This window comes from Pseudomonas sp. BT76 TE3572, assembly GCF_050435365.1.
GTDB classification, from domain to species: Bacteria; Pseudomonadota; Gammaproteobacteria; order Pseudomonadales; family Pseudomonadaceae; genus Aquipseudomonas; species Aquipseudomonas fluorescens_W.
Map to the genome: position 1 here is coordinate 3,655,018 of NZ_JBNDKE010000001.1, position 25,217 is coordinate 3,680,234.

A 25,217-nucleotide genomic window follows, 5' to 3' on the forward strand; every position below is an offset into this window, starting at 1 on the left:
GTCAGTCTCCCAGCGGCAAGTGATCGTCGCCGCCGCGGTAATCGTCGAGGGCGAGTTTGATCCGCCGCAGACGCTCTTGATTGTGTTCGGGATTGGCCAGCGCCAGCTCGGTGGCAAGCACGTCGATGGCCAGCAACATGCCGTAGCGTGCCGCCGTGGGTTTGTAGATGAAGGAGGTTTCGACGCCTTGCAGCGGCAGCAGCACATCCGCCAATTGCGCCAGCGGCGAGTCGGCCCGGGTGATGGCGATAATCCGTGCGCCGTAGTTGCGGGCCAGCTCGACGGCCTCGAGCAGTTCGGGCGTGATGCCGGTCAGCGAGCAGGCAATGACTGCGCGTTCGGCATCGAGGCTGGCGGCGGTGACGCGCATCATCACCGGGTCGTGGCACACCGCAATCGGGTAGCCAAATCGCACCAGCCGCACTTGCAATTCATCACTGCACAAGGTCGAGCAACCACCCATGCCGAACGCATGAATCATCCGCGCCTTGGCCAGCAATTTCACCGCGTCGGCGAAACGCGACTCGTCGAACGCCGACAGGTGCTGGCGCAAGGTCGACTCGATATCGCCAACGATCTGCCCGTAAAACGCCGACTGCTCGGGCGTGCCCGCCGGGTCCAAAAAACGGCTGCCGACGCCGCTGGCCTGGGCCAGTTGCAGCCGCAGATCGCGCAAGTCGCGGCAGCCGACGGTGCGAGCAAAACGCGAGAGCGTGGCGGTGCTGACTTCCGCTCTCTGCGCCAGTTCATCGAGGCTGGCGGCGGAGGCAAATCCTACGTCGTCGAGCATCAGCCGAGCGATGCGTCCTTCGCCCGCACTGAAGGAATCCTGACGGGCGCGGATCTGGTAGAGGATGTCCATGGCAGGCGGCTCCGGCTAAAGCAGATAAGAAAGACCCACGGTCAGGCCGAAGGCGACCACCGAGATAATGGTCTCGAGCACTGTCCAGGTCTTGAAGGTCTGGGCGACGGTCATGTTGAAGTATTCCTTGATCAACCAGAAGCCGCCGTCATTGACGTGGGAAAAGATAACCGACCCCGCGCCCGTCGCCAGCACCAACAGCTCTGGATGGGGATAACCCAGACCAATGGCCACCGGCGCGACGATGCCCGACGCGGTGGTCATGGCCACCGTGGCAGAACCGGTGGCGACGCGCATCAACGCGGCAAACAGCCAGCCCATCAACAGCGGCGACAGGTGGAATACCTGGGCCAGGCTGACGATTTGGTCGGTGACGCCAGCGTCCACCAGAATCCGGTTCAAGCCACCGCCCGCACCCACCAGCAAGGTGATGCTGGCGGTCGGTGCCAGGCATTCGTTGGTGAATTTGAGGATCGATTCGCGGTTGAAACCCTGAGCCAGACCGAGGGTCCAGAAACTCAGCAAAGTCGCCAGCAGCAAGGCAATTACCGAATTGCCGATAAACAACAGAAACTGATTGAAACCGCTGCCCGGCGTGGAGATCAGATTGGCCCAACCACCGACTAGCATCAGCACCACCGGCAACAGAATGGTCGCCATGGTGATGCCGAAACCCGGCAGGCTGTCGCGCGGTTCGCGCTCGAGGAACTGACGCTCCAGCGGGTTATCTTCCGGCAGTTGAATGCGCGGCACGATGAACTTGGCATACAAGGGGCCGGCGATGATCGCAGTCGGTATTCCGATCAAAATCGCATAGAGCAAGGTCTGCCCCACCGAAGCCTGATACGCCTGCACCGCCAGCATCGCCGCCGGGTGTGGCGGCACTAGGGCGTGGACCACCGAGAGCCCGGCGACCATCGGCAAACCGACCATCAGAATCGACACGCCCACGCGCCGCGCTACCGTGAAAGCGATCGGCACCAGCAGTACAAAACCGACTTCGAAGAACAGCGGCAGTCCTACAAGGAAAGCGATGCAGACCATCGCCCAGTGCGCATTTTTCTCACCGAAGCGGTCGATCAACGTTCGCGCCATCTGCTCGGCGCCGCCGGACTCAGCCATCATTTTGCCGAGCATCGTGCCCAGTGCGACCACCAGCGCGATATGGCCCAGCGTCTTGCCGACGCCCGCCTCGTACGCCCCCACCACGCCCGACGGCGGCATCCCCGCCAACAGCGCCAGGCCGATGGACACCAAGGTGATAACAATGAACGGATTGAGCCGGTAACGGGCGATCAGAACGATCAGCGCGATGATGGCGATGGCGGCGTAAACCAGCAGCCAATAGCCGAAGGACGGTGTCATGCGGTACTCCTCGAAAGGGTCACGTCGAATGGGTTGTGAAACTCATAAAACATTTCGAGGTGTGATTTTCAAACGAGGTGAAAGTAATTTTCGTGCAGGGATAAGGGTTGTCGCGCAGAGGTATGCGGGGTCGTGTGTTATGAAAATCGGGCAGGCGGATTTTCATCACGCCTGCGGTGGAGTCAGGCGTCAGTCGTGATTCACGCGGGCGCGCTTGAGCAGTTTCTTGCAGCGTTCGGACAAGTGCAGCACGCGCAGGTGCTTGCCAGCCTTGCTGTAGCGCTCTCGCAGCGCATTCAGCGCGGCGATGGCCGAGTAGTCGACGAAGCTCAGGTGGCGACAATCGATCGTCACGACGGGCGGATCGTTGGCGGGATCGAACTGATTGAGAAAAGGCGCCGTCGAGGCGAAGAACAGCGTGCCATGCAGAAGGTAAAGCTTACTGCCATCGGCTTCGAGGTGACTGTCGGCATAAAGCTCACGGGCCTGCTGCCAGGCGAAGTTGAGCGCCGCAATGATGATCCCGCAGAGCACGGCGGTGGCCAGATCGGTGAACACCGTTATGACCGTTACCGCGATGATCACCAACACGTCGTTCAGCGGCACTTTGTTCACCACCCGCAACGACGCCCAGGCAAACGTCTGCTGCGACACCACGAACATCACCCCGACCAATGCGGCCAGCGGGATGCGCTCGATCAGCGGCGAAAGGAAGAGGATGAACAGCAAAATCATCACCCCGGCCACCACACCGGACAGCCGACCGCGCCCGCCGGAGCTGAGGTTGATCACCGTCTGCCCGATCATGGCGCAGCCGCCCATACCGCCGAATACACCAGAGACCATGTTGGCCGCGCCCAGCGCCACGCATTCGCGATCCGGATAGCCACGGCTCTCGGTGATCTCGTCGGTCAGGTTCAGGGTCAGCAGGGTTTCCAGCAGACCGACCAACGCCATCAATATCGCGTAAGGGGCAATGATGCGCAGGGTTTCCAGGTTCCAGGGGATGTCTGGCAGCGCAAAGGTCGGCAAGCCGCCGGCGATGTGCGCCATGTCGCCCAAGGTGCGGGTCGGCAGGCCGAGCAGATAAACCGCCAGACCCACGCCCAGAATCGCCACCAGCGCTGGCGGCACGGCGCGCGTAAGACGCGGCATCACGTAAACGATGGCCATCGTCACGGCAACCAGCCCCGCCATCAGGTACAGCGGCGTGCCGCTGAGCCAGACGTCACCGTTCTTGAAGTGTTCCAGCTGCGCCAGGGCAATGATGATCGCCAGGCCGTTGACGAAGCCGAGCATCACCGGGTGCGGCACCATGCGCACCAGCTTGCCCAGTTTCAGCAACCCGAACGCGAGCATGATCAACCCACCCAGCAGCACGGTGGCCAGCAAGTACTGCACGCCGTGCTGCACCACCAGCGCGACGATCACCACGGCCATCGATCCGGCGGCGCCGGACACCATGCCCGGCCGCCCACCGAAAAGTGCGGTCAGGGTGCAAATAATGAAAGCGCCGTAAAGCCCCATCAACGGATTGAGGTGAGCCACCAGCGCGAAGGCGATGCATTCGGGTAGCAGGGCGAAAGACGTGGTGAGTCCGGCCAGGACATCGGCGCGCAGACGTTTGGGTTTCATGGCTGACCTAAAATACAGGCGGGGAAAGAGGGGGCGGATGTTACGGAATTGAGGGCGGCCCGGCCAGTTATTGGGCCGCCAGAAACGCAATCGCGGGCAAGCCACGCTCCCACAGGTTTTGCATCGTTCGCGAAACTGATGAACGACACAATACCTGTGGGAGCGTGGCTTGCCCGCGAAGAACGATGACGCGGTCTAAAGCGAACTCAAACCATCTCGTCCCGAATCCATTCAATCACCGATGTACGCTTCGGCGCCCAGCCCAGCAATTCGCGCGCCTTTTTACCGCGAACCCGACTGTTGGAGCCCAGGCCATAGTTGGCCATTTCATAACCCCACTCGGCTTCGGCATCCTTCAGCGGCCAGTCTTGTGGCTCATCCAGATTCAGCGCTTGGGCAATCGCAGTGGTCATGTCGATGAACGACGCTTCACCGCTTTCGACGAAGTAGAAGGTGCCCGGTACGTTGTTGGTCAGCGCCAGCAGGTACAGGGAAACCACATCTTGAATGTGCACGTTGGACCAGATGTTCTGGCCGCTACCGACATGCCGGACCACACCACTTTTACGCGCCTGTTTCAGCAAACGCGGTAGTTGCACGCTGTCACGATTGACGCCCAGGCTATGGCCGTAGATCAGGGTGTTGCAGATCACTGCCGAGTTCACCCCGTCCTTGGCTGCGGCGAGGATCAGGTTGTCGATGGCCACGCGAGCAGCCTTGTCGACGGTAGGGGCCGGCAGGTTGTCTTCGTAATAGATAACGTCACTGGATTTACCGCCCGACGCATCGCCGACGATGCTTGAGCCGCTGGTGTGCAGGAACACTTTGTTGGTACCGCGAAGTGCATCGAGCAACGCTTCTACCGCGCCGCGATGGTCGCTGCTGGCGGCGTTGATCACGGCGTCGGCAGCGCGGGCCTGGTCGGCCAGCAATGCGCTGTCGTCAAGCGTGCCGAGCACCGGGGTGATGCCCAGAGCACTCAGCTCATTGGCTTGTTCGGTACTGCGCACCAGGCCGGTGACTTTGTGACCGGCGCGGACCAGACCGGTGGCGATGGAGCCGCCGATGAAACCCGCGGCGCCGGTAATGAATACGTTCATGGAGAAACTCCCTGCGTTAATAAGTGATGCAGCCAGTATCGAGGACCGATGCCTGCGGAAACAGACAGCGTTGCCCAATTCACTCTTGCGCAGGGGTCACGAATCAGCCCTTGAAATCCGCGTTCGCGTAAGCCGCCAATTTGCCCTGGATGAAGTCCAGGAAGCACTGAATCCGTAGGGCTAGTTGCGAGTTGCGGTAGTACACCGCATTGATCGGCTGGCGATACCCGCTGTTGAAATCCGCCAGCAGCACCTGCAAACGACCGGCGCGAATGTCATCAATCGTCATGAAGTGCGACAGGCAGGCAATGCCCTGACCTTCCAGCACCAGGTGCCTGATCGTCTCGCCGCTGGAGGCGCTGATCGACGCCTGAATCGGCCAGCGATCACCGTGAACGTAACGCAGCGGCCATTGGTTGAGACCTTCGTTGTTGGTAAAACCCAGCAGCGTGTGCCCGGACAAATTCGCCACTTCAGCCGGTACGCCATGCTTTTCAAGATACGCCGGGCTGGCGACGATGTGCAGCGGGCTGCAACCCAGCGATCGAGCGTGCAAAGTCGAGTCGGCGAGCGTGCCGATACGGATGGCGATGTCGGTGCTTTGCTCGAGCAAATCGATGATCAAATCGTTGCTGTTGAGCTCCAGCTGGATGTCCGGATAGAGCCGGCGGAATTCGTCGATGTACGGCACGATGGCGTGCAGCATAAAGGGCGATGCGGCGTTGATCCGCAGACGCCCGGACGGGGTTTGCTGACGTGAGGTCAGGCGTTCTTCGAGCTCGTCCATCTGATCGAGAATCAGCTTGGCGTGCTCGAAGAAGTACTTGCCCTCTTCGGTCAGGTCCATGCGCCGCGTGGTGCGGTTGATCAGCGTGGTATCGAGTTTCGCCTCCAGCCGCGACAGCGTACGGCTGACCGCCGAAGGCGTTTGCCCGACCTGTTCGGCCGCAGCGGAAATCGACCCGCATTCAATCACGCAGACGAAAATCTGCAACTCATCGGATCTGGCTTTCACGGATGCCCCTCATTCAAAACTGGCTTGATAGTAGCTGGATGCGGGGCAAAAGGAACCTTACGCCGGCAGGCCGAACACCTCGGTCAAATGCTGCTCATAGCGCGCGACATCGGCTTCGACATTCGGGCGCTTCATCACATCGACGGCCAGGAACGTCGGCAAACCGGTCATGCCGAGGAACTCGTTGGCCTTGTGGAACGGGAAGTACACCGCGTCCACACCCTTGGCTTCGAAGAAGTCGGTCGGGTCGTCGAAGGCTTGCTGCGGCGCGTTCCAGGTCAGGGACAACATGTATTGCTTGCCCTGCAACAGGCCACCGCTGCCGTACTTTTGCGACGCGTCGGAACGGGTGCGGCCGTCGCTGGCGTAAAGGCTGCCATGGCCTTCGGTGAACACTTCGTCGATGTACTTCTTGACGGTCCAGGGTGCACCCATCCACCAGCCGGGCATCTGATAAATGATCACGTCGGCCCAGAGGAATTTGGCGACTTCTTCGGCGACGTCGTAACCCTCGTCGATGAAGGTGGCTTTCACGTCGACACCGCCGCGATCCAGCACGCTCAGCGCGGCTTCATGCAGGGTGGTGTTGTAGCGGCCATCGGAGTGGGCAAATTTTTTGCCGCCATTGAGCAACAGGACTTTTTTCATGGGAAGTCTCGGAAGGTTGGAATTCGATGGCGGCAGAGTAGCGATCTGCCTCGCGCGGAATAAGCGCTGAATTCACAAAATTCATTTGACCAATACGCACGAATCGACAGGTGATTGTTGCCATAGACTTGCGCCGATTCTGAACTTGAGGAGATTTTTGATGAGTGAAATGCAAGGCTTCATCCTGCACGCCAAGACCCGCCCGGAAAAATCTGACGCCTTTGAAGCGTTTTTCAGCGGCTATGTGGAAGCAAGCCGCGCCGAGCCCGGTTGCATCGAATACCACATGCTGCGCGATAAACAGGACCCGACGCTGTTTATCTTCTTCGAGATTTGGCAGTCCCAGGCCCACCTCGATGTGCACTCGAACCTGCCGCACATGAAGCAGTTCCTCGAGCAGCGCGATGAGTACCTGGAACGGGATTTCGATATCCGCGCCATCGGCATGCTCAGCCCGTCGTCCGCTACCCGCTGATCAGCAAGTGGCCGCCGAGCACGCCGAGGCCGATGAAGAACACGCGCTTGAACAACACGGCGCTAATCCGCTGGCGCAGCCATTGCCCCAGCAACATGCCGAGCACCGCCGGGATCAGCGCCAGCAACGACGCACTCAGCTCGCCGCCGCCTAGTGCGCCGCGCCATAACAGGCCGGCGGCCAAGGCCAGGGTCGAGACGGTGAACGACAGACCCAGCGCCTGCACCAGTTCATCCTTGCTCAAGCCCAAGGCTTGCAGATAAGGCACGGCCGGAATCACGAAGACGCCGGTGGCCGAAGTGATGACGCCCGTCAACACACCGCAAAGCGGACCGAGCCAACGCTCGGTGTGACGGCCGACGCGCAAGGTCGGCAGAAACAATCCGCTCAACGCATAGAGCAACAGCGCCGCGCCCAATCCCCGCACGACCCAATGACCACCGGCCATGCCGATCCACAACGTGCCCGCCCCGGTGCCGATGAAGATCGCCAACAGCATCGGCCACAGGCGTTTGATCAACCCTCGCAGATGCCCTCCGAATGTCAGTTGCCAGACATTGGTAAGCGTCGCGGGGATGATCAGCAGCGCGGCAGCCTGCGACGGAGCCATAGCCAGACCGAGCAAGCCCATTGCGATGGTCGGCAGACCCAGACCGATTACACCCTTGATCATGCCGGCCAGCAGAAAGGTCGCGATGACCATCAAGGAAAGGGCCAGACCGAGGTTTTGATAGAACGCGGCGAGTGTATTCATGGCGCTATCGTGAGCCCGGATTGGCTGCTTGAAAATCTGCCATATACTGAGACAGCCTCTTGTTTTGGTAGAGGCTTGACCTTCGGAACACACTATGCACTTCGACCTGACCGACCTGCGCCTCTACCTGAACATCCTCGACAGCGGCAACATCACCGCCGGCGCCGCTCGCAGTCATCTGTCCCTGGCGGCGGCGAGTGCACGCATCCGCGCCATGGAGGCTTCGTTGGGGATCGAGTTTCTGCAGCGAGGTCGCCGCGGTGTCAGCCCGACGCCGGCCGGCAAAGCCTTGGCACAACACGCCCGCGTCCTGCTGCAACAAGCCGAACGCATGCAACAGGACCTGGCCGAATACGCCAAGGGCGTCAAAGGTCAGGTGCGACTGTTGTGCAATACCACGGCGATCACCGAGTACCTGCCGGAGTTGCTCGCGGACTTTCTTCACGGCCACCCCAACCTCGACATCGATCTACAGGAACTGCCCAGCGCCCGCATCACCCATGCGTTGCGTCAGGGGGCTGCGGACCTCGGGATCGTGTCCGACGCCGTGGACACCGATGACCTGAAAACCCGGCCGTTTCGCGATGACCCGCTGGTGCTGATCTTGCCTTCTGACCATCCCCTGGCCGAAACGCCGTCACTGACCTTCGCCGACACCTTGAGCCATGACTATGTGACGCTAGGCGCCAGCAGTGCATTCGCGATCCACCTGGAAGAACAGGCCCTGCACATTGGCCAGCGCATGCCGATCCGCATTCGCGCCGACGGCTTCGACGGGGTCATTCGCATGGTCGCTCGCGGCGCAGGGCTGGCCATTGTGCCGCGGATGGCCATCGAGCGCTGGCCGCAGGTGCGAACGGTCACGATCCGGTCTCTTCCCGAAGACTGGGCCAACCGCACCCTGAAAATCTGTGCCCGCGACTTCGACAGCCTGCCCAGTTACGCCCGGGCCTTGCTGGAGGCACTGACCCCGAGAACGCCTTGACTCTACCGTTAGGGGCAGACTCTATGCTGCGAGCTTCATTTCAGGAGTACACGCGATGAGCAAACGAATGCTCGTGATTCTGGGGCACCCCTCCACCGACAGTTTCTGCGGGGCACTGAGCGAAACTTACGTCCAGGCCGCCAAGGATGCCGGTCATGACGTGCGCCTGCTGCGTCTGGATGCGCTGGACTTCGATCCGGTCTTGCACGACGGCTATCACACGATCCAGCCGCTGGAGCCGGACCTGTTGCAAGCCCAGGCCGATATCACCTGGGCCGAACACCTGACGTTCGTTTATCCAATCTGGTGGGGCGGGATACCGGCCCTGATGAAGGGCTTTCTCGACCGTATTTTCCTGCCCGGCTTTGCCTTCAAATACCGTGAGGGCAAGGCCTTCCCCGACAAATTGCTCAAGGGACGGACCGCACACCTGCTGGTGACCATGGACACGCCGCCCTGGTATTACAAATGGGTCTATCGCATGCCCGGCCTGCACCAGATGCGCAAGACAACCCTGGAGTTCTGCGGCATCAAGCCGTTGAAGACACTGACGTTCGGGCCGATCCTGGGTTCCAAGTCGACCCAGCGCGACGCCTGGCTGGAACAGGCCCGGGTCACCGCCGGCAGCTGACACCCCCTCGCTGTTTGCTGACGACGCGTCCTCGCCGTCAGCCCCTCCCCACGTCCCCTTCAAGCGGTCGTTCGTCGGTTGTGCGCGTCATTTACATGCTGCTGCAATCTTTGAACGCTATTCACTATATTATTCGCTCCGATCAGTCATGAAGTCTGGTCGCGCTACACCCTGTTTGATCATCGAGACGGATCTTTATGTATATCGGCAAAGCCGCCCAGCTGTCGGGCACCACAGTTAAAAGCATTCGCCATTACGAAGAAATCGGCCTGTTGCCCGAGCCCAAGCGTGAAGGCAAATACCGCATCTACAGCCAGCAGAGTGTCGAAGTATTAACGTTCATCAAGTGCGCCCAGCAACTGGGTTTCAAGCTCAAAGAGCTGCAGGTGATGTTGAACAACTACCACGGTGAAGAATTCCCGTGGGACATGGCGCAAAAAGCGATCGCCGAAAAAAAGGCCGAGCTGGTCTCCCAGATCGGCGCTCTACAGCAACTGCACAACGGCCTCGAAGAATTCGAAAACAACCTCAACGATGCCCGAGAGGAATGTCAGTTCGAGCGTATCGCCCGCTATGGCGAAAAAAACCCGAGCAATACGCTGAACTGAAGACCCTGCTGCGCCGGATGACCCGGCTCGCAGGTCACTTGCGCGCCTGCGTTACCGGTTATCAGGTCAGCTCAACGCTGGCTCCCGCACTGCTCGATCTTGTCCAGGCACCGGCGCGACCGGAACAATCGTCGCAAAGAACCACGGCGACACCAGCGTTACCAGCAGAATGGTCATGACACCGCTGGAAAACAGCGCCATCGCCACCAGTGCGCCCAGATCGACAATCGGCTTGAAGTCGGAAAACAGCAGCGCCATGAAGCCCACGGAGAAAATCACCACGTTGACCACGGTCGAACGGCCGACGCTGTGCATCGCCTGCAAAATGGCCGCATCGACATGAATTCCTTGCTGCACCAGCAGTTTGATTCGTGACAGCAGGTGCACCGCGTAATCGACCACACCGACTACCAGGAACGTCACCAGCGTCGTGCCGATGTTCAGCTCAATGCCGAACAGGAACATGCAGCCATAGACCGTCACCGAGGTGGTCAACAGGGTCAGCATGCCGAGAACGCCCAGGCGTACCGACTTGAGCCAATACATCATCATCAGCGTGACCACCACCAATGCCAGGGAAAAACTCAGGACCTGGCCCTGGGTGATTTCCTGCAACACGCCGGTCCAGATCAATGGCGTGCCGGCGTGCGTCACTTCGAGGTTGGCCGGTTTGTTCACCAGCAACCAGGCATCGAGCCGATCCAGCATGTCCTGGTAGTCGCTGGCCACCGAGGACGTCATGGTGTACAGCGTCAGCGCCTTGGAATAGTCGGCATTGAGCACGTTGTTGAGGTCCGAGCCGCCGCCGTTCTCGAACAGCATCACGTGTTGCTCGATCAGCGAATTGCCCGGCACCTCGAACCGCTCGACCTGTCCTTCGTCATTGACCGACGTGACCTGCTCTGTCGCCTGGGGCACGCGCAAGTAGTCTGGGTTCATGTCGTTGAGCACCAGGTTCATGCGCTTGACGTAAGTGGCCAGAGAGTAGCCGTAACTGACATGCGGTTGCTGCTTGATGAAGTGGTCGAGCTTGTCGATGAACTGCACCACCTCTGTGGTCAGCACGCCGCGCGGCTCTTTGCTGTCGATGGCGATCCAGCCCGGTGCCGTGCCCGCGACCTTGGCGTGGTTGATGAACTGGTCGGAAACGCGGATATGACTCTCGGACTTGAAATAGGCGATGCCCGAGTCTTCGATATCGACGCGGAACGTAAACACCGTCATCAGGACCAGCAACGGCAGCGTCACCATCAGGATCGGTTTGCGCCACTGAATCAGTCGCGCACAAAACGCCACCAGGTAACGCGAAATAATCGACTCCTTGTGCACGGCAGCCAAAGTTTTCGGCGTCTGGTCCTTGCCCCAGATCGAGATCCAGGCCGGAATCAGCAACAGCGAAATGATCAGCGCCGCCGTCAGGCCGATGGACATGAACACGCCGAAATTGCGGATGCTGACAATGTTATTGGTGGTAGAAATCATGAAGGTGGCGATGGTGGTCACCGTCGTCAACACCACCGGTATAACCATCAGCCGTTGCGTCTCGCGATTGGCTTCGCGGTTACTTTTACCGGCGTTTTTCTGCTCGTAATACTCCGCCATCACATGGATCGCATCCGCGCAGCAAATGGTGAACAGAAACACCGGCAGTACGCTGGTCAGCAAGTCGAATGGCACTCGCAACAAGGCCATCAGGCCGAGCGTCCAGATGGTACAGAACAGGATGTTAAACAGCGGCAATAGCACGCCCAGCGGTTTGCGAAAGAAGAAAATCAACAGCAGGGTAATCAGCAAAAAGACAATCGGAAACAGCACGGCCAAGTCATGGTCGATGATCTCTTGCTGGGCTGCGATGAAGATCGGCATACCGGCAATGAAAATCTCGTCCTTGAACTCGGGGTGCGCCGCCTGATAGTCCGCGACGATGCCACGCACGATCTGGTAGGCGCGCAGTTGCGCCTGGGCATCGTCTTGCTTGGTGCCCAGCTCGGCCACCAGCATCGCGACTTTCTTGTCCTTGGAGACCACCCCCTCGACCATCAGCTCGTTGCCCATGATCTGCGACTCGACCAACGCCGGGTCCATGTCGTAGGCGTTGAGGGTCTTGTGGATCAGCAACTCGCCATCGTCGGTCAGCACGATGTTTTCCAGATCACCCATGGAAGCCATTTCGCGGATCGGGTTAATCCGCTCGGCGAGAAAGGTCAGGAACTGCTGATCATGGGCATCCCAGTTCTGGCTCTGGGCATAATCACGCAGGGCCTTGGCCTGGGCATAGTCGTTCTGGGAAAAACCGTTCTCCAGAATGTCCCTCACCAATAATTGCGCGCGGCTGTCGTCCGGATATTTGGCGACGATTTGCGTCAACTGCTCCTTGTCGGCGTCGTTGGCCAGGATCATCTTGCGCATCGATTGCGACATCGAAAACAGAGCGTTGAGGGTCTGTTTGTTGAACACCGTCTGCGGGTTGTTCAGCGCCAGCATCACCGAGTCGAACGTGCCGGTGAACTCGCTTTGCAGATCGATGATGGTTTTGCGCGCAGGATGGCTTTCCTTGAGCAGATAAGGGTTGGTATCAGAGATCAGCGCGCCCAGCGTATAGGTGAAATACGCCGTGACCGCCACCAGCAGGAAAACGATCGCCCGCGCATAGCGCTCGACGAAGTTCAGGTATCTTTCCATAGTCATGCGTTCCAGGGTCGTCAGGGTCGGCGCTTAGCGGGCAGACACGGCAAAGTCGGGCACGTCGCCGGTTTTCAGCCCGCGCTTGATGGCGGTCTGAGTGAACAAACGGTCTTCCAGTTGCACGTTGTATTGCAGGTGGTTGAAACGCATCTCTGAGCGCGTGCCGTCGATGAAGTGCTCGGTTTCGCTCAGCACGATGCTGTCAATCGAGTCGATGGTGTCGACCTTTTGCGTGCGCATCTGCTTGACCAGCACGCCTTTGACATCGAAGAAGTCTTGGCGCATGACCAGGAAATTCTGTTTGTCGATCCACACTTTCAGTTTGTTGTAGCCGGTCTTTGCCAACACCTCCGGTGACGCTGGCTCACGCTCGATCACGTAACAGTCGCGGCCCTTGACCTGCTCTTCGCCGACCAGCGTCTGGGTGTAATCCTTGACCCGGACCTTGTCCAGGTCGGCGTAGGAGTACTCGCTGCCCATGAATGAGCCGCGCTTGTCGGTGGTGGAGATCCGTCGTGTCTGGCGGCTGACCGGCAAGTACATCCACTGGCTGTCTTCCAGGCCCAGGGTTTCGTGGGGGTTTTCGATATGAAAGGCAACGTCGCGCACGTCCGTGGGGGCGGAAAAATACATGCTGAATTTGTCGCTGTCCGGGTAATCCTTTTGCAGGTAGGTGAACTCGCGAACCCGGGTATTGCCCTTCTTGTCGTGGAGGATCAGCGACACCTGGGACATGAAGCTTTTACCGTCGTTTCGATCCCGCACCTGGCGGATGATTTCATCGGCATTCTTGCCGTCGGCGGCGGTGGCGCAAGCGCCGCTCAGGATCAATGCGGCAGCGGTCAGACTTTTGAATAGCGGCAACATGGGAACTTCCCTTTTCGTCAGATAAGTACGGTCGAGCCAATGCGCCAGTGGCACGCAGGCGTCATGGGGTTAAAACAGGTAACCGGCGGACAGCCGCACTTGATCGCGGTTGTCGTACTCGCCGAAGGTTTTGTCGGGCTTGCCGAAGAACACATCCACTTCAAGCCCGAGCTTGATCCAGTCCACCGGTTTGTAGGTGAAGATGCCTTGCAACAGCGCATCGTCCTTAAACGGTGGCGAGGCGGCGACCACCAGCCGGCTCTTGAGTCGGTCCTGCCAATGGGTGCCTTCGGCCGACAAGGTGAACAAGTGTTCGCGCTTGTCTTGCAGCATGCCGTCCTGCCAGTCGAGCAGTTGCTGCTCCTGCCATTGCAACGAGATCAGCCAGTCGCGCAGCAGGTAATCGACGCCCAGCAACGACTTGACCATCGGGGTGCTGTCGGCGCCGTAGGCGCGGGTCGGATTGGTCACCCGCCAGTTGTCGAACCAGGCAATTTCGCTGCGCACCACGATGCTGTGACCGGCGTCGATCGCCAGCCCCGCACCGCCCATGGTGTAACGGGGAAACTGGCGCTCCAGCCGAGTGCGACCGTCATCGGCCAGGCCTTCGACGGCGTACACCGGGTCTTTCTGGCGGGCATTCAGTGCGACGAAACTGGTGTCCACCGAACCGATCCGACCGTTGGCGCTCAAGCCATACGAAAAGCCCTCGTCACCGTCGTAGCCGGGCTTGGAATCCAACAGAAAATACTGAGGATCCGGCACAGCAAACAGTGGCGCGTCGAACTCGCTGCCCGCCACCGGCGGCTGGTTTTTGACAAAATCGGTGACCCACAGCGCCTCCAGTTCCCACTCGCCCACCGGTTGCGCAAACCGCACCATGGGCACCGCGATCCGGCTGTCTTCCAGCAGCGGAGTCAGGCCGTCGCGATAGTCCACCGGGTTGACCTGATCGAGCACACGCAACTCATCGGCACGCCCCCAGACCACTTGTTGCCAGCCGATGGTCACCTCGCCGTCGCCCACCGACTGGCCCCAGTACAGATGCCGCCAGTCGGCGTCGAAGCGGTATTTGTCCCGCGCCCGTTCGCTATACGGATTGTTACCGTCGTAGCGGGCGTCGTAACGCACCCGCCCTTTGGCCTTGTAGTAACCACCGTCCCAGTTGTCTTCCAGGTTGGCCTTGAAATACACGGCCTTCTGAGTGACCTGGTCGTCACCGTGCAAGCGCAACGCGGTGGCCACGCCGACTTCGGCATCGGCGTAATCCGGCTTGAAGTCGTCCACCGTCAATTCAGCCAGCGCCGGCGGCGCGGCCATGCACGCCAACACCGCCCACGCGGTGCGGCTAAAAGAAGATCCCTGCATGGCTACATTCCCAACCCGACACCGCCGTCGATCACCAGGCTCTGGGCGGTTACCCCGCCCGCTTCGGGGCTGGCCAGGTAACGCACCATCGCCGCGACTTCTTCGCTTTGAATGAAGCGTCGCATCGGCAGTTTCTTCTTGGCGTTACGCAGGATCTGTTCCTGGGTCAGCCCGGCAATGGCCGCTTGCGCCGCCAGTTCACCTTGCAGCATTGGCGTATCGATCCACGCGGGCAGAATCGCGTTGACGGTGATCTGCCGGGGCGCCAGGTCCATCGCCAGGGCTTTGGTCATGCCGACGATGCCGTGCTTGGAAGCGCAGTACGCGGTGTTGCGGACCTTGCCGGCGCGGCCCAGGATCGATGACATGTTGATGATCCGCCCGCGATCCGGCATCAACGGCAGGCATAACGAGGTGACGTAGAACGTACCGTTGAGGTTGACCGAAATCACTTTGTGCCAGTTGTGCAAATCTTCCGGTTCATTCTCGTTGCAGATGCCGGCGCTGTTGACCAGCACATCGACGTACTCCACTTGTTTGGCCAGCACTTTGAAGAACGCTTCCATGCCTGGCAGGTCGGCAATGTTCGCGGCATGGGTTTCGACCCGTGCCTTGATCTGCCCTTGTTGCTCATCGACCCAACGTTGCAGTTCCGGCAAATCCAGGTCCAGCAGGATCAAGCGGTGCCCGGCGTCGGTGGCAAAATTCTCCGCCACCGCCCGGCCGATGCCCTTGGCGGCGCCGGTAATCAGAATGGTCCGGCTCATGGCATTTTCAACCCGCCGTTGACCGGCAGGACCTCACCCGTCAGGTACAAACCACGATCGGCGATGTACAGCACCGCCTCGGCAATTTCATGGGGTTCGGCGTAACGTTTAATCAGCAGGCGCGACTGGATTTCCTGTTCCTGACTGCCAATCAGTGCCGTGCTCATTTCGGTGTTGACGATGCCCGGGGCCACCGCATTCACCCGAATGTTGCGCGGCGCCAACTCCACCGCCAGGGCACGGGTCAGCGCTTCGACACCGCCCTTGGCCGCGGCATAGTTGCTTTGACCCTTGCCGGGCTTCTGTGCGGCCACCGAGCTGATGTTGACGATGCAACCGCTGCGCTGGCGCATCATGGACGGAACCACCTGCTGACAGCAGAGCAAGGTGCCAATCAGGTTGGTCTGGATCACCTCGATGATGTCACGGCTCGGCATCGTCGCCAGCAACCCGTCACGGGTGATCCCTGCGTTGTTGACCAGCAGGTCGATGCGCTGGAAATGCTGTTCGACGCGTTCGAAAAAGCCCTTGATGCTGTCGCCGCTGCTGACGTCGCATTGCAGCGCCAGGCACTCGAGGCCCAGCGCCTCGACCTCGTCACGCAAGGACGCGGCCGACACTTCGTCGCGCACATAACTGAACGCGATCTGATAACCCGCGCCGGCCAGGGCCAGGACGATCGCCCGGCCGATGCCACGACTGCCACCGGTCACTACTGCTACTTTATTCGGCATGACCGTTCCTTAGAGTGAGTTATCAGTCTTGAACTGCGCGAGGCTGAAGCCGTGGGTCGCGGCCAGGGCACGAATCTGCTGCACCTGCTCGCGACTGATATCGCCGTAGGAATAGTGCTGTTTCATCCCGGACAAACCCATCAACACCGACTCCGCCATGCAGGCGTACAACTGACCTTCCTTGAGGTAGGCGCGCACGTTGCGGATCAGGCCATCGCCCAGCGGGGTCTGGACGATCCCGCCGTGCATATACAGCACGTCGGTCCGTTGGCCGGAGAGGTTCTGATCGACGTTCAGCGGCACCGCGATGTCGCAGATCACGCTGTTTTCAGCGAAGTGCCCGGCACCGAGAAACGGCTGGGGAGCGTTCGCAGCACAGAGCACGATGCGCGCCTGCTTCAGCACATCAAGGTCATTGCTGACCGTGATGAACGCATTCGCGCCCAGACGTTCTTCGACCAGGCGCTGCACCCGCTGACCGAGGTCGACGCCGGCACCGTGGGCCTGCAACAACGCGTCTATGCCGTCGAGTTTCTGCAAGCGGCTGGCGAGGCGGTCGTGCTCGGCGACACCCTTGAGAATCGCACGGGCGGCGTCGGCGTAAATCAGCTGGGCGGTCTTCTCCAGACGCCGCAGGGAGCCGTCACGACCGCTACCGATGAGGATCAGGTGTTCAACACTGGTGGACAGCAACGAGGCGTATGTCGAGGCAATGTTGCCGGCCGCGCCGACCACGGCGGCCGTCTGCTGGCTCAGTTCCAGGCCTTGCTGCTTGCAACCCTGCTCGATCGCTTCCAGGCCCATGCCGATGGTCAGCGCGTTGCCCGAGGTCAGCGCCATGTCGGGGATTTTCAGCGCCTGACAGTTGTTGGTGACGATCGAGGTGTACATGCCCAGACCGGCCACGCTGTAGCCATCGGCACGGGCATCACGGATGCGATTGCCGACTTCATCACGAATGGTGTCCAGGTCACCACTGGCGATGTACGCGGCCATGGCATCGGAATCCATGCACAACGGGTACAGGGTGAATTCCACGGCGGTGCCGAGTTTCGAGCGAATCAGCACCGGGCCGATCGGTGCGGCACGCCGCTCCGGAGCCATGCGTTTGATGAACTCGCGCTTCTGTTCGGCGCTCAGGGTGGACAGCGACGGGTCGACATCACTCAGCATGTCCGAATCGATCAGGTGATTGATGAACGCCACGCGCGCCACCACGCGAACGCTCTCGTCAGGCTTTGGGAGGTTTTCAGGCTCCTTGAAGCTCACCTCGCGTGCAGGCACTTCGCCGATGCTATCGGCGCACACACCGGCCGCCAGCGGAAAAGCATCACGGCGACGCAGCATGTCGCAGACCTTTTGCAATGAGCCCATCAAGCCGTCGATTTCCTCGAAGGTGATGCACACCGGCGGCTCCAGGCGAATCACGTTGGCGTTGCTGCCCGACGGCGCGACCCGCAGCGATTCGAATTGCAGCAGGTAGCCGGCGATGATGTAACCCAGCGCATCGTTGTACTGCGCAGACGCCTGGACCAGCGAACTGGTGCCGGTCAGGTCGTGCAGTTCGAACCCCAGCAACAACCCGCGACCACGCACATCGGCAATCACGTCCGGGTACGCGGCTTTGAGTTCGAGCAACGACGACTTGAGGTATTCGCCTTTCCTGTTCACATCCTTGAGCATCGCGCTGTCGTTCTCGAACAAGCGGCGCAACGCCGACAGGGCGATATGACACGAGGCATCGTCTTCGGCGAAGGTCGAACTGTGGATGTAGCTGAAATCGTTTTCGTAGTGGCTGGCGCGGATGACCGTCGCGGCGATTTTCATCAGGCCACCGCCCAACGCTTTGGACAGGCAGTAGTAATCGCCCTGCAAGTTGAAATGACTGGAGCCAAGCAAAGTGCCGGTGCGACCGAAGCCCGATTGCACTTCGTCGATGATCAGCGGGCATTGCTGCTCGTTGCACAGGCGACGCAGGCCCAGGTAGAACTCGCTGGCAAACTCGTTGATGCCGCCCTCGCCCTGGATCGGCTCCAGCAACACCGCAGTGATCGCACTGAACGCTTCACGACGCACTTGCAAGGTCTCGCCGCTCCACTCCAGGCTCAGCCAATGCCGAGTGTGACGGGCCGGCAAATCCTTGAGTTGCTGAGGTTGTTGCGGGTCGATGAACTCGACGTTGAGACCAAATCGGGCGAACGGCTGGCGGTACTGTTTGCCGTAAGTCAGCTGGACGGTATTCACCAATTTGCCGTGGAAGCTGCCGCGCAGGGCGACGAACACCGGCTCGACATGCAGCTGCGCGAGGTTGTGTTGACGCACCGCTTCCACCACTTGGCGAACGGTCACGTAGGACAGATTGTCCGGCAGCAACCCGACAGGCAGGTCGAGGTCGTCGACGTCCAGTTCGACATAGGCCTTGTCGCTGGCGGTCAGGTTGGCGAGGGCGAAATCCCGTTCGTCAAACTGCTTCTGCAAGGTTTTCTGGCGGCGGTATTCGGCATGCTTGACGGCGATTTCCACCGACTCGGCGCCACTGTTGGAGAAGGTCGAAATGTAGCGCTCGCTATTGTTCAATTCCCGGTTGAACGCCTCGCTGAGTTCTCGCCCCAGCAGACCGGCCGCGCCACGCACGGACATCTGCGCATTGAACGGCACATCGGCGCGCAACAGGCCGCAGAGTTGATCGACGAACTGCGGGTCATTGTGGCCAAACAACGCAGCGCCATAACCGCCGAGAAAGTCGGTGACGGTCACATCGCAGCCCTGTTTGTCGCGGTAGAACAGCTTGCTGCCCAACGCCCGATGGAACTGGCACTCCAAGCCCAGGGCCTGCATCAGTTCAACAAATTTCGGTCGTACGTAATCGCGATAATCCATGACAGTCATATCCCTTGATTAGAAAAATAGAAGCGATTCAATGCGTTCAAAACGGCTAGTCAGCCGCCTGATAATCGAGCTGGTAACAGGCGCTGAAACCATTGTCGTCGCGGTTGATGACCAGGCAGTCGCGCAGCACCGCGTCCCGCCCCTCACCGAGCACAAACGGCAGGCGCGGATCCACTGGTTGCTGCAACCCGATGATCGGCGGCACACGCTGGGCATGCAGCGCGTTGCGGGCCAGGATCAGGTCGACCAGGCTCGGCGCACCGCTGAGGATGCCGGTCACCGGCACGCTACTGGTGATGTGCGCGGCACCGGCGCGGGCCAGCGTTCGGGCCAGGTCGGCGTCCTTGTACGGATCGCCGCTGGCGCTGCTGACCAGCAGATCGATCTGCTTGTCCGGCAGGTTCAACGACCCCACACGCGGATGGGCGGAGAGTCCGGCCAGGCAGGTCTGCGGCCCATCCGCCAGATCGTCGGCCCGGCGCAAAATCAACGCCGCCGCCCCTTCGCCGGCAATCCCGCCGGTGCCTTGGCGATCGAATGCACGCAAGGTTTGAGAACCATCGGTGCTGATCACGCCAGCCTCGGCCAACGCGGCCAGTGCCAATGGATCGAGTTCACTGCCGGCACCGACCACAATCGCCGCATCGATACGACCGCTTTGCAACGCCGCGCACGCCTGGCGCAATGCCGCCAGATTGCCGGCCACGCCTTGCATGTAAGCGTTGCATTCACACTCCAGTTTCAGCGCCAGGCTGACAATCCCGAGCAAGCCGTTGCTCAGGCTTTTGAGTACCAGGAACGGGTCGAGCGCACGCTCCTGCAACACCCGTTGAGCGAGGCGCCGCATGTCGGCGCCGGACTCATTGCGGCACTCGTGGAGCAACTCACCATAGGCCACCAACGACGGATGGGTGTAACCGCCCTGACAGCAATAGAGGCCATAACGCAGACCGTCATTGCCCGGTTCAAGCCCGGCTTCGGCCAAGGCCTGGCGCACCGCGCTGACACCCCAGATCACTGCCGGCGGGCAATAGCGCTGGAGGTTCTGGGCCACGTCCTGGCGACTGGTTTGATGGTCTTCATCACTGACATGCCCGAAGGCCGTCACGCGCTCACTGTGAAACCATTTCGACTGCAGCAAAGCGATGCCGCTACGGGCTTCACTGGCCGCCGACCAGAAGCGTTGCACGCCCCAGCCGCTGGGTAATACGCAACCGCTGCCAGCGATCGCAACACGCACAGTAGCGTCAGTCATTGTCCGTGCTCCCGATATTTGCCAAGGGCCAGCGAGGTGTTGAGGCCGCCAAAACCGAAGGAGTTGCTCAAGGCAAAATCCACTCGGCGGCTGACCGCTTGCCCGGCGCAATAGTCCAGGTCGCATTGCTCATCGACGTCATGCAAGTTCACGGTCGGCGTGACCAGATCGTTCAGGCACGCCAGCGCCGTGACCATGCATTCCGGTGCCCCGGCGGCGGCAATCAAGTGGCCGAACTGCGACTTGTTGGCACTGACGGCCAAGGACCGGTAGTGCTTGTGCTCGGCGAACACACGCTTGATCGCCAGGGTTTCCGCGACGTCATTGAGCGGCGTCGAAGTACCGTGGGCGTTGATCAGATCGATTTGTTGCGCGCGCAGGCCGGCGTCGTCCAGCGCAGCTTGCATCGCCAGCGCCGCACCCCGGCCTTCGGGTTGCGGGGCGGTGACTTTGTAGGCGTCCAGGCTGCTGCCAAAGCCGAGGACTTCGGCATAGGGCGTCGCCCCTCGCGCCAGCGCGTGTTCAAGGCTTTCCAGCACCACGAAACCACCGCCCTCGCCGGCAATCAGGCCACTGCGATCACGGTCGAACGGCCGGCACAAATCAACACCCCAGCGCTGTTCGCTCGATGCCGCGCCGAGCAGGTACAGCGCGGCCATGGTGTCGAGGTTCAGCACCGAATCGGCGCCACCGGCAATCGCCACGTTCACTTCACCGCGACGAATCATCTGGAAGGCATTGCCGATGGCCTGGGAGGCTCCGGCGCACGCGCTGCTGATATTAATCACGGGGCCTTCACAGCCCAGTCCATCGGCAATCACCCGCGCCAGCCGATCATTGCTCTGGCGCAACGAGCCCTCGGCATTGACCTGTCCGGCACGAGGCATCAGGTGTTGCCAGCCTGGGGCACTGCCATCCGGTGCCAGCGTCAACAGCATGTCGGCCAGCATGTGCTGGGGCGCGCCCGAGGCGCAGAGCACGGCGGCTTCACGTAGTTGATCAGGCGCAAGTCGGCTGTCGTTCACCGCTTGGGTGGCGGCCACCCAGCCAAAGCGACTGCGCTTTTCCAGCGCAATGTTCCAGGCGGGATGGTCCTTCAAGGCCTCGGGCAACAGGGTCATATCCACGGCTGCGGCGTAGCGCACCGGGAATGTGCCGTCGCCCACCCCGTCGGGCTGCCATGGACATACACAATGTTCGGCGCCGAGCATTTTTTCCCAGAGGGTCTGCCATTCGAAACCGAACCCGGTCACGGCGCCCATGCCGGTGATCACAATCCGTGTCGCACTCATGTGTGCTTCTCCAGGGTTTCACTGGCCAGCAGCAAAGCGCCCCAATGACCGGCGCGGCTATGGCTGACAAACAGCGTGTGGCCCGGTGTCGCCGAGGCACTTTGGGTGTGGTGCAAGGCCAGCGCGATCTCGCTCAGCAACGTGCTGGCGCCAAGATCGCCGGTCATGGCCCGAGCGCTACGAACGCCCCGTGGGTGTTCGGCGAACAGGCTCATCAATTGCGCATCCTCGGGGTTGGCGACGATCTGCTCGACGTCACCGAGACACAGTTTTTCCAGGCTCAGCGCTTGGTCGATGACTCGCCGGGCAACCGCTGCGCCACGTTGCGGATCAGCGCTGTAACCCCGAGCGAACCCGGCGATGCGCAAGGCGTGCGGGGTGGTGCGCGAAGGGGCCGAACCCAGCAGCAGCGCCGCGGCACCCTCACCGAAAATCGCCTCGGCTGACGGAGTGGGTTCACGCAGATACAGGGCCGGCGTCAGGTTCGGACTGCTGCTGACCACCAGCGCGGCGTCGGCGCGTTGCTCGACAATCTGCTGGCAGGCTTCGATGAGGGCATCGAGCCCGGCGTTGTCCTGGGAACAGAACCCGCCCATCGGCCCGTGGCATTGCAACGCTTCGGCCACGTAGGCCATCACGCTGCTGTTGAGCAGCGTGATGGCGTGCAGTGGCGGTGTGTTGGCCAACAGTTGTGCCAGAGGCTTTTGCGGTTGCTCGCTGATCGCTTGCACCGCGTCCCAGCAAGGACTTGGCGCGTCGACCTCAGGAATGGCCGCCGTCAGGGCAATCCGTGCCGGCGGCAGTTGCAGGGCCGCCAGCGCGGGGGCCAGGCGTGCCACGCAATGCAACAGGCGCAAACCTTGTGGTTCGACGCTGCGCTGGATCTTGCGGTCGAACAGATCGCTGGCCAGACGCGGTGTCGGCAGCGCAAAAGCCCGCCGCGTCGCGTCGAATGCCAGCGGTTGCGGCGAGGGCGGCGTCCCGAGCAGGTCGGCACATTCGCTGCCGGCGGCGTTCAATACGGCCGCCGAATGGATGTAAACGGCAATGCTCATGTCATGCCCTCCCCAGAACCAGAGAGCTATTGACGCCGCCGAAACCGAACGAGTTGGACATCACCACGTTGATCGACTGGCGCATCGGCTCGCTGAGAAATGTCAGCGAGGGGTATTCGGCGCGATCGTGATCGTAGTTCAAGGTCGGCAACAGTACGCCATCCCGCAGGCTGATCAGAGACAGCACCGCCTCAATCGCGCCGCTGCCCGCCAGGGAATGACCGATGGCCGATTTGTTGGCGGTGAACGTCACGTGTTCCTGGCACTCGCCGAACACCCGCTGCAAGGCCAAGGCCTCGCAGCTGTCGTTGGCCTGGGTGGATGTGCCGTGGGTGTTGACGTGTTGCACGGCACTGCTGAGCAGCCCCGCGTCTTCGATTGCAGCTTCCATGCATTCCTCGTATTTGCTGCCATCCCGGCTGCTGGAGGTCATTTTCTGTGCCTCGCACACATTCGCATAACCCAGCACTCGCCCCACCGTCGTGGCTTTGCGACGTTGGGCATGCTCGGCGGATTCGAGAATGACCATGGCCGCACCCTCGCTGATCACGAAGCCGCAGCGGTCCGGCATGAACGGTCGGCTCTGCTCGCTGGCCGGCAGGTCGGCCTGGCACAGCGCGCCGAGGCTGTTGAACATGTAATACGGCAACTCGTTGGCCATCAGTTCGACGGCACCGCAAATGGCCAGATCGATTTCGCCACGCTCGATCGCCCGGTAGGCGCTGCCGATCGCCATGGTGCCGGCGGCGCAGGCATCGGAATGAGTCGAAATGTGATCGCGGATCCCGAGCGTCTCGGCCAGGTGCAGGGTCTGCTGATCGACCCGGCGCCCGAAGAGCGCGCTCGATGGCGCCGGGTTATCCAGCAGCTGATCCAGATCGACACGCCCGGTCTCACCCATGAAGCGACTGACCCGATGCAGGTCGTGACTGTCCGCGCAGTGCTTGTTGGCCCCCAGGAACAATCCACTGCGGGTGTGAGCAAAGGCTGTCGGGGTCAGGCCGGCGTGCAGCAAGGCTTGGCGGGCGACAAACTCGGCCAGCACGCTTTGCCGCGGGTGCAGCGCGGCATTGCCGCCGAAACCGGCGGCGATCTGCTGCCACTGGCCGTCGTCGATAAACCCGGCAGCGCTGTTGTTGAACCCCAGCGCCTTGAACCGTGGATGTTCGCGAACACAGGACTGCTTCTGGCAGATCCGCTCGAACAACGTGGCGGCGTCCAGCGCCATGGGCGCCACCAGACCGAATCCGGTCACATAGACTTCTCGTGTCCGCATGTGAACTCCTACACCGTCTCTTGGGCGAGAGTGGCCACAAATTTCTCTACCTGGCGGCGTGAAACCTCGTCGCCGTCGGCCGGCACCAGCCGTGCACTGCAAGCGCCGCAGACCACTTGCTGACGTTCGTTCAGTACGGCTTGATGAGCGCCGCAATCGGGGCAGTTTTGCGGCAGATAGTTGAAGAGGTTGCGGCACTGTTGCGCCCAGTTGCGCACGGTGGTGGCGGCAAATACCTGCGCCGGCTGCATACCGGTCTTGAGTTGATCCGGGGAGTAGCCGCTCAGGCTTTGCTCAAGCAAGGCCTTGCCGTTCTCGGTGATGCGACCGTTGACCAGGAACTCACTGGCGTCGCCACAGACTGCAACGGCGTGATCCAGCACGCTGGTTTTGGGCAAGGTGCAGCCATATTGACGACCGAGTTGAAAGCTCAGATCTACGATGTCCAGAGAATCGGCACTGAGGTCCTCGACGATACTGCTGTTTTCATCGATATCATCGGCGCTCATCACCAACAACTGCGCGAGAATCTCGCGGGTGCTGGCAATGACGTTTTCCAACTTCAATGGGTTGTTCATCTCTATCTCCCTATATCGTGATTTCTTCATGAATTCCGTATGTGAGAAGTAACTATTCCCACAGCAACTTCTCACGCGGCGGAAATCTAAACTCTGCCCTTAAGGGGAGAGTCAACGAACTATTCAAAGTTTTTTAACAACTTGAGAGTGGCGTCCGAGCCAGCCTGCGCGCAGCACTCGATTGGTACCAAGCCTCGCGCCAATCGACTTATTTACTTAACAAACGCTGCGTATGGTGGGAGAGCGCACTCAATCGTTGGCTAAATAGAGAGGGGCGCAAAAGTATCAACTTCCAGATCGCAGAACAGACGTGCAAATAATAGAAACCGGACAAGTAAAATAGTTATAACTTCATAACCATCGCTCTATATCA

Annotated in this window: 22 protein-coding genes; 4 read left to right on the plus strand and 18 right to left on the minus strand. The window is 60.7% G+C overall.

The genetic code is table 11. The annotated features are described in order from the left end of the window. Position 1: 1 nt before the first annotated feature. The 6 genes from ABH912_RS16695 to ABH912_RS16720 all read right to left on the minus strand — a co-directional run bounded on the left by ABH912_RS16695 (position 2) and on the right by ABH912_RS16720 (position 6,625). On the minus strand, positions 2–862 hold the full coding sequence (locus ABH912_RS16695; protein ID WP_429511156.1) for a MurR/RpiR family transcriptional regulator: 861 nt from the start codon (positions 860–862) through the stop codon (positions 2–4). 15 nt (positions 863–877) lie between these two features. After that, complete coding sequence (locus ABH912_RS16700; RefSeq protein ID WP_033058182.1) at positions 878–2,227, minus strand: GntP family permease; 1,350 nt, start codon at positions 2,225–2,227, stop codon at positions 878–880. Between the two features lie 189 nt (positions 2,228–2,416). After that, positions 2,417–3,862 (minus strand): SulP family inorganic anion transporter, encoded by a 1,446-nt coding sequence (locus tag ABH912_RS16705; RefSeq protein WP_429511157.1) that lies wholly within the window; start codon positions 3,860–3,862, stop codon positions 2,417–2,419. Positions 3,863–4,068: 206 nt separating this feature from the next. Beyond that, positions 4,069–4,962: an NAD-dependent epimerase/dehydratase family protein gene (locus tag ABH912_RS16710; RefSeq protein WP_033058186.1), complete on the minus strand. Its 894-nt coding sequence runs from the start codon at positions 4,960–4,962 to the stop codon at positions 4,069–4,071. A gap of 103 nt (positions 4,963–5,065) precedes the next feature. Continuing rightward, positions 5,066–5,977 (minus strand): LysR substrate-binding domain-containing protein, encoded by a 912-nt coding sequence (locus tag ABH912_RS16715; protein WP_429511158.1) that lies wholly within the window; start codon positions 5,975–5,977, stop codon positions 5,066–5,068. A gap of 57 nt (positions 5,978–6,034) precedes the next feature. Further along, positions 6,035–6,625 carry an NAD(P)H-dependent oxidoreductase gene (locus ABH912_RS16720; RefSeq protein WP_033058190.1) on the minus strand — a complete coding sequence of 197 codons (591 nt, stop codon included), beginning with the start codon at positions 6,623–6,625 and terminating at the stop codon, positions 6,035–6,037. 160 nt (positions 6,626–6,785) lie between these two features. On the opposite strand from ABH912_RS16720, the gene ABH912_RS16725 reads away from it, so the two are divergent. After that, positions 6,786–7,100: a putative quinol monooxygenase gene (locus tag ABH912_RS16725; protein ID WP_429511159.1), complete on the plus strand. Its 315-nt coding sequence runs from the start codon at positions 6,786–6,788 to the stop codon at positions 7,098–7,100. Here ABH912_RS16725 and ABH912_RS16730 read toward each other — a convergent pair. Beyond that, positions 7,090–7,854 (minus strand): sulfite exporter TauE/SafE family protein, encoded by a 765-nt coding sequence (locus ABH912_RS16730; protein WP_429511160.1) that lies wholly within the window; start codon positions 7,852–7,854, stop codon positions 7,090–7,092. The genes ABH912_RS16725 and ABH912_RS16730 overlap by 11 nt on opposite strands. Before the next feature lie 94 nt (positions 7,855–7,948). On the opposite strand from ABH912_RS16730, the gene ABH912_RS16735 reads away from it, so the two are divergent. The 3 genes from ABH912_RS16735 to ABH912_RS16745 all read left to right on the plus strand — a co-directional run bounded on the left by ABH912_RS16735 (position 7,949) and on the right by ABH912_RS16745 (position 10,078). Continuing rightward, on the plus strand, positions 7,949–8,839 hold the full coding sequence (locus ABH912_RS16735; protein WP_429511161.1) for a LysR substrate-binding domain-containing protein: 891 nt from the start codon (positions 7,949–7,951) through the stop codon (positions 8,837–8,839). Between the two features lie 55 nt (positions 8,840–8,894). Then, positions 8,895–9,470: an NAD(P)H-dependent oxidoreductase gene (locus ABH912_RS16740; RefSeq protein WP_033058197.1), complete on the plus strand. Its 576-nt coding sequence runs from the start codon at positions 8,895–8,897 to the stop codon at positions 9,468–9,470. 197 nt (positions 9,471–9,667) lie between these two features. Continuing rightward, positions 9,668–10,078 (plus strand): MerR family transcriptional regulator, encoded by a 411-nt coding sequence (locus tag ABH912_RS16745; RefSeq protein WP_033058198.1) that lies wholly within the window; start codon positions 9,668–9,670, stop codon positions 10,076–10,078. A 66-nt stretch (positions 10,079–10,144) separates the two neighbouring features. Here ABH912_RS16745 and ABH912_RS16750 read toward each other — a convergent pair whose 3' ends face one another. The 11 genes from ABH912_RS16750 to ABH912_RS16800 form a co-directional block, all read right to left on the minus strand. Next, complete coding sequence (locus ABH912_RS16750) at positions 10,145–12,760, minus strand: efflux RND transporter permease subunit (protein ID WP_429511162.1); 2,616 nt, start codon at positions 12,758–12,760, stop codon at positions 10,145–10,147. A gap of 33 nt (positions 12,761–12,793) precedes the next feature. Further along, positions 12,794–13,630 (minus strand): outer membrane lipoprotein-sorting protein, encoded by an 837-nt coding sequence (locus ABH912_RS16755; RefSeq protein WP_033058200.1) that lies wholly within the window; start codon positions 13,628–13,630, stop codon positions 12,794–12,796. Between the two features lie 69 nt (positions 13,631–13,699). After that, positions 13,700–14,998 carry a DUF1302 family protein gene (locus tag ABH912_RS16760; RefSeq protein ID WP_033058201.1) on the minus strand — a complete coding sequence of 433 codons (1,299 nt, stop codon included), beginning with the start codon at positions 14,996–14,998 and terminating at the stop codon, positions 13,700–13,702. A 2-nt stretch (positions 14,999–15,000) separates the two neighbouring features. Continuing rightward, the gene (locus ABH912_RS16765; RefSeq protein WP_429511163.1) at positions 15,001–15,765 is read right to left on the minus strand and encodes an SDR family NAD(P)-dependent oxidoreductase; all 765 of its coding nucleotides are present in this window, start codon (positions 15,763–15,765) and stop codon (positions 15,001–15,003) included. After that, positions 15,762–16,499 carry a 3-oxoacyl-ACP reductase family protein gene (locus ABH912_RS16770; protein ID WP_033058203.1) on the minus strand — a complete coding sequence of 246 codons (738 nt, stop codon included), beginning with the start codon at positions 16,497–16,499 and terminating at the stop codon, positions 15,762–15,764. Before ABH912_RS16770 ends, ABH912_RS16765 begins: the two co-directional genes overlap by 4 nt. Before the next feature lie 9 nt (positions 16,500–16,508). After that, positions 16,509–19,379 (minus strand): aminotransferase class III-fold pyridoxal phosphate-dependent enzyme, encoded by a 2,871-nt coding sequence (locus tag ABH912_RS16775; protein WP_429511164.1) that lies wholly within the window; start codon positions 19,377–19,379, stop codon positions 16,509–16,511. Positions 19,380–19,434: 55 nt separating this feature from the next. Then, the gene (locus tag ABH912_RS16780) at positions 19,435–20,643 is read right to left on the minus strand and encodes a beta-ketoacyl synthase N-terminal-like domain-containing protein (protein ID WP_033058205.1); all 1,209 of its coding nucleotides are present in this window, start codon (positions 20,641–20,643) and stop codon (positions 19,435–19,437) included. Continuing rightward, positions 20,640–21,935 carry a beta-ketoacyl-[acyl-carrier-protein] synthase family protein gene (locus ABH912_RS16785; protein ID WP_429511165.1) on the minus strand — a complete coding sequence of 432 codons (1,296 nt, stop codon included), beginning with the start codon at positions 21,933–21,935 and terminating at the stop codon, positions 20,640–20,642. Before ABH912_RS16785 ends, ABH912_RS16780 begins: the two co-directional genes overlap by 4 nt. Next, a complete protein-coding gene (locus ABH912_RS16790) occupies positions 21,932–22,990 on the minus strand; it encodes a beta-ketoacyl synthase (protein WP_429511166.1) in 1,059 nt (352 codons plus the stop codon). Before ABH912_RS16790 ends, ABH912_RS16785 begins: the two co-directional genes overlap by 4 nt. A gap of 1 nt (position 22,991) precedes the next feature. After that, complete coding sequence (locus ABH912_RS16795; RefSeq protein WP_429511167.1) at positions 22,992–24,266, minus strand: beta-ketoacyl-[acyl-carrier-protein] synthase family protein; 1,275 nt, start codon at positions 24,264–24,266, stop codon at positions 22,992–22,994. Positions 24,267–24,274: 8 nt separating this feature from the next. After that, positions 24,275–24,844: an acyl carrier protein gene (locus ABH912_RS16800; protein ID WP_429511168.1), complete on the minus strand. Its 570-nt coding sequence runs from the start codon at positions 24,842–24,844 to the stop codon at positions 24,275–24,277. Positions 24,845–25,217 lie beyond the last annotated feature (373 nt).